This window comes from Methanosaeta sp. UBA458 (genome assembly GCF_002496085.1).
Classification (GTDB): Archaea; Halobacteriota; Methanosarcinia; order Methanotrichales; family Methanotrichaceae; genus Methanothrix; species Methanothrix soehngenii.
The window spans coordinates 1-4,474 of record NZ_DAIK01000144.1; the positions used below are offsets into that span (position 1 = coordinate 1).

Below are 4,474 nucleotides of genomic sequence, written 5' to 3' on the forward strand. Positions count from 1 at the left end.
AAATAGCGAGGAGCCAAAAGCTATTTCTCTCCTCCAATTGCATTATCAGAATCGTGAATAGAATATCCGTCTTCCCCACACTCATCTTTGCATTTATCCTGCTCGCCATAGCCTCGAATACCCCCGCCCTTGGCTCAGTCACTGAGTACGGCCGAAGCGCAGAGGACCTGATTGGCGCTTTTTCCATCGAGAAGACCATCCAGATCGGTGGCAGCAGCCAGAACTTTCTCTCTGGAAGCGAGGCCGATCCTCTGAGCCCTCCCAGGAGCCTCTCCTCCGGCCTGATGGCAGACGATCAGGCCCCCAGCCTTGCGGGCCTTGTCATCGAGCCACCATCGATTCCCGCCAATTACTCCCAGCCGGTCAATATCACCCTTCATGCCATAGATGACCAGGCGTTCTTTGGAGCTGAAGCCAGGTTCACCGGGCCCAGTGGAATGGAAGCGGCGGCCCTCTTCCCTTCGGCAAGCATCACTGCAGGATCGGCTAAGGATGGGTGGTATAATGCCAGCATAATCCTGCCAGCCAATCAGACCGGCGAGTGGCGCCTGGAGAGCCTGACGATGGTAGACCGGGAGGGAAATAAAAGGATTCTGCTGGAAAAAGAGCTGGAAGAGCGCGGATTTGATGCGAATATATTCGTGGTTCAGCCTGATAGCACTCTCAGCCAATTCACCTGAATCCCTCGATGAAGCTCTTTATGCACCATCCCAGGTCCGGGTGATATCCTCCCTCGAGCAGGGCGAACCTCCTGCCCATGCACTCTTCCTCTGATCCTTCCCGGATGGCCTTGCCTATCTCTCTGTAATCCTCTCTTTTCAAGAGGCCTCCCCAGTCCTCCAGATATGTATCAAAGCCGGCCGAGACTCCAACAATGTCGCAGTCGAATCCCAAAAAGGCCTCTTTCACCTGTGCCAAATACCGGCTCTGGTCCATGTTCAAATACTCGAAGTTCTCGTCTACCGACCAGGGGTTGACGATTTTTACGTTGCGGTCTCCTCGGAAGATGCTCACTGTGCCATCGCCAAAGTGAAGATCGATGTCGATTATCAGCACCCGCTTCGCTTTGGGCCGGATCTTCTGCACCGCTATGGCCATACTATTGAAAAAGCACATTCCCCAGGCCCGGTTGGATGATGCATGGTGGCCTGGTGGTCGGATGAGGGCGAAGGCCGGATCTCCTCCGACGGCCTGCTCGGCTGCGCAGATAGCCCCTCCGGCGGCAAGAACCGCAGCATCGTAAAGCCCAGAGGCCTTCACCCGGCCGATGTGCTCAGGCCCGTGCACTCTGGCGATATCCTCCAGATCTGCCGGAATGGGCTCAATAAACTCCAACCCCTCAAGCATTTCAGCGGGAAGGGAGACCCTGTCCGGATTCTCCACCGGGTTTGTCGGATACCTCTTCTCCATCTCTCTGCTATATACTATCTTCACAGGCTTTGATTGATGTCTAGCCACTTAATTCATTCGATTTGGCTTGACCGTTCGACTGTGCAGTCCCGACTGTGTAGTCCCGACCGAAAACTACAAATAACTATAATGATTATATAGATAGATTGCCGCGTCAAAAGCTGTATGAGCGAGAAAAGCTTGACGGCTTTGCTCTCAAGGCCATAGGTATCGGACGTATCTCACCATAGATACGCCGCAGACCAATAAGACCTGAGAGGTGCTGTTATCGGGACAGCATCCGAAAAAGCACCAAAAAGGCCGATAAGACCCGCAGGTCAAAGAGATACGCGCCTTGATCGGCGTAGTATGCCTTAATCGGCTCAATATGGGAAATATCGCTCCGGCTTTCATGGCGCGGCACAATGCCGCAGGCAGTGCAATTGAATGACCCGGCATCTGGCGATGATTTCGGGTTCCTGTAAAAAGGACGCTGTGTAAGGGCCCAGTGCGTAGATTGCATTATAGCCCGGCATTGAATCGGTCTCGGGGCGTGGGCAGGCTGTCACAATGTGATTAGCTCCTCCTGAAAGGGCGCTGTGGATCGGCGCTGGCCCGTCCGAGACTCGATTTTTCTGTGAAATCCGAAGATCTATCCTGCCGTCGCACAACCCTGGATGCATGACTCCAGAACACGTGCCAGCTCCTCTATCTCTATGGGCTTGCTTATGTACGCGTTCATTCCCGCGTCCAAACACTCGTCCCTATTTTCGCCCATTGAGTGGGCAGTCATGGCGATGATGCAGGTGTTGTATCCTGAATCTCGAATGCGACGGGTTGCCTCCAGGCCGTCCATCTCCGGCATCTGCACATCCATCAAGACGATATCGTAAGGCTTCTCCCGCAGGGCCTGCAAGACCTTCAATCCATTCTCCGCCACATCTGCCTGGTATCCCAGCCGTTTGAGCATGCTGAGTGCTACCTTCCGGTTGACGGGATTGTCCTCTGCCATCAGAATGCGAATGGTGCGAGCTTCAGCAATGGGACCTTCCAGGAAAGCATTATTCTCTGCTATTGGCGTCTCGTTTTCTGAGTGCGATATGAGATCCTCTAGAAGATTGCGGAGCTGAAGAGCTTTCACCGGCTTGTTCAGCCAGCCATCGGCCATAACCTTGGAACTAGAGCCCCGACCCAGGGGTGAGAGGAGAACAAGCCAGACCTCTCCATATCTGTTGCTCTTGATTTTTTCTGCCAGATCCTGACCATCCTCATCCGTCATCATGGCATCCATGAGCACGACATCATATTCCTCTCTCTCAAGGTGGGTCTTGCCCTCCTGCAGGCTCGAAGCCCCATTGGTGATCATTCCCAGCGACCGGGTAGCGCGAATCAGCATCTCTAAAGCAGAACCATTGTCATCGATGATAAGCGCCCTCTTGTTCTCCAATCTCGATCGAGGGGTAGGTGAACCGCCATCGAGATCCTGTAGATCTGCTGAAATATCTGCCACATCAGCAGCAAACTCGAAGTAAAAGGAGCTGCCAGTTCCAATCTCGCTCTCCGCCCATATCCTCCCACCCATTCGCTCCACAATCCCCCGGCTGATGGCTAATCCCAGGCCTGTCCCTCCATAGCTCCTGGTCTTTGAGGAGTCAACCTGAGTGAAGGACTGGAAGAGCTCGCTTTGGTTCTCAGGGGAGATGCCTATTCCCGTGTCCCTGACTGCAAAGTGAAGCTCAACCTTGTCGTCACTCCCTTCAAGCCGTCTGGAGCTGACCTTTAGCACAACATCTCCTCGATCTGTGAACTTAACAGCATTTCCCAGAAGGTTGACCAGGACTTGCCTTAAGCGATTGACATCTCCCACAATCCTCTTTGGAACGTCATTCTCCAGCAGATAAGCCAGCTCCAGACCCTTCTCCGATGCCTTTATCGCCACCAGATCCAAAGAGTCCTCAATGCAGATCTGAAGGTCAAAAGGCACATTCACCAATTCCATCTTATCCCCGTCGATCTTGGAGTAGTCCAGGATATCGTCGATGATGGCAAGCAGGGCACTGCCGCTCTTTTGAATGGTATCGAGGAAGTCTCGCTGCTCAGGCTTTATATCCGTTCCTTGCAGGAGACGGGCCATGCCAATTATCGCATTCATGGGCGTTCTTATCTCATGGCTCATATTGTCCAGAAAATTGGATTTGGCCCTTGCAGCTGCTTCCGCCTTGGCCTTGGCCACTAAAAGATCCTTGTTGGTGGCCTCTAGCTCTGCAGTGCGAAGCCTTACCCTCTCCTCCAGATCCTCGTTGAGCCGCTTGACCTCTTCCTCCGCTTTTCTTCTCTCTGCTATCTCAAGCTGAGCCTCCCGATATAGCAGGGCATTTTCATTAAGGATTATCATTTGCCGGATGAACACCAGGCCTATTATCACCCCCACGCTGAGGGAGAGGCTGCCAAAGGATATGGCAAAATTATGATCGCGACTCCAGACGAGCATGAAAAATGCCCCGGCTGCGCATAGGTATGGAAGATAAAGAGGCCACCCGGCCCGGTCGTAGCGCACTTCAATATCCCGATTGGCGCTAAATGCGCCCCTCTTCGCTGCCTCTCCCTGGGCTATTCCGGCTAGGCCCATCAATAGGTATCCTGCAACCCAACCGCTATCCAGGAGTCCACCCGGCTGATAGGTTTCGTTTAGAATCTGCATAAAATATATAGTATCTGTGGCGATCCAAACACCTGCTCCCAGAGCGAGGAACTTCAGAGCTTCATTTCCGGGGAGGCTCAGCTTTAGAAAGAGCATCTCTGCCACTAAGAAGACCAAGATCAGATCAAAAATCGGATAGGCTACGATCAACGCCATGTCTAAGGGACTCAAATTGCTGTTCTGATAGATGACGGGCTGAAAGATAAGCGACCAGAAGAATAGGCCGGAGGTTACGATCACAATGGCTGCATCCAATAGGATCCTTGTCCTCTCTCGCGGGGTTATCTTAATGGAAGGCAAAAGCAGTATACCTATTATGAAAAGGACATAGGTCATGAGCCATGGTATATCTGCAATTGAGCTGAACAGCGCTTGATTTTTAAA

At 52.6% G+C, this 4,474-nt stretch carries 3 protein-coding genes; 1 reads left to right on the plus strand and 2 read right to left on the minus strand.

Translation table 11 applies throughout. The annotated features are described in order from the left end of the window. The first annotated feature begins 53 nt into the window (after window positions 1-53). Window positions 54-680, plus strand: coding sequence for a hypothetical protein (locus BP822_RS10865; RefSeq protein WP_286878285.1), 627 nt, complete (start codon window positions 54-56; stop codon window positions 678-680). On the opposite strand, the gene BP822_RS10870 is transcribed toward BP822_RS10865, so the two are convergent. Together BP822_RS10870 and BP822_RS10875 are read right to left on the minus strand one after the other, a co-directional pair. Then, the gene (locus BP822_RS10870; RefSeq protein WP_286878286.1) at window positions 673-1,434 is read right to left on the minus strand and encodes a histone deacetylase family protein; all 762 of its coding nucleotides are present in this window, start codon (window positions 1,432-1,434) and stop codon (window positions 673-675) included. The genes BP822_RS10865 and BP822_RS10870 overlap by 8 nt on opposite strands. Before the next feature lie 607 nt (window positions 1,435-2,041). Beyond that, window positions 2,042-4,474: hybrid sensor histidine kinase/response regulator (locus tag BP822_RS10875; protein WP_286878287.1), on the minus strand; the 2,433-nt coding region annotated here is incomplete at its 5' end.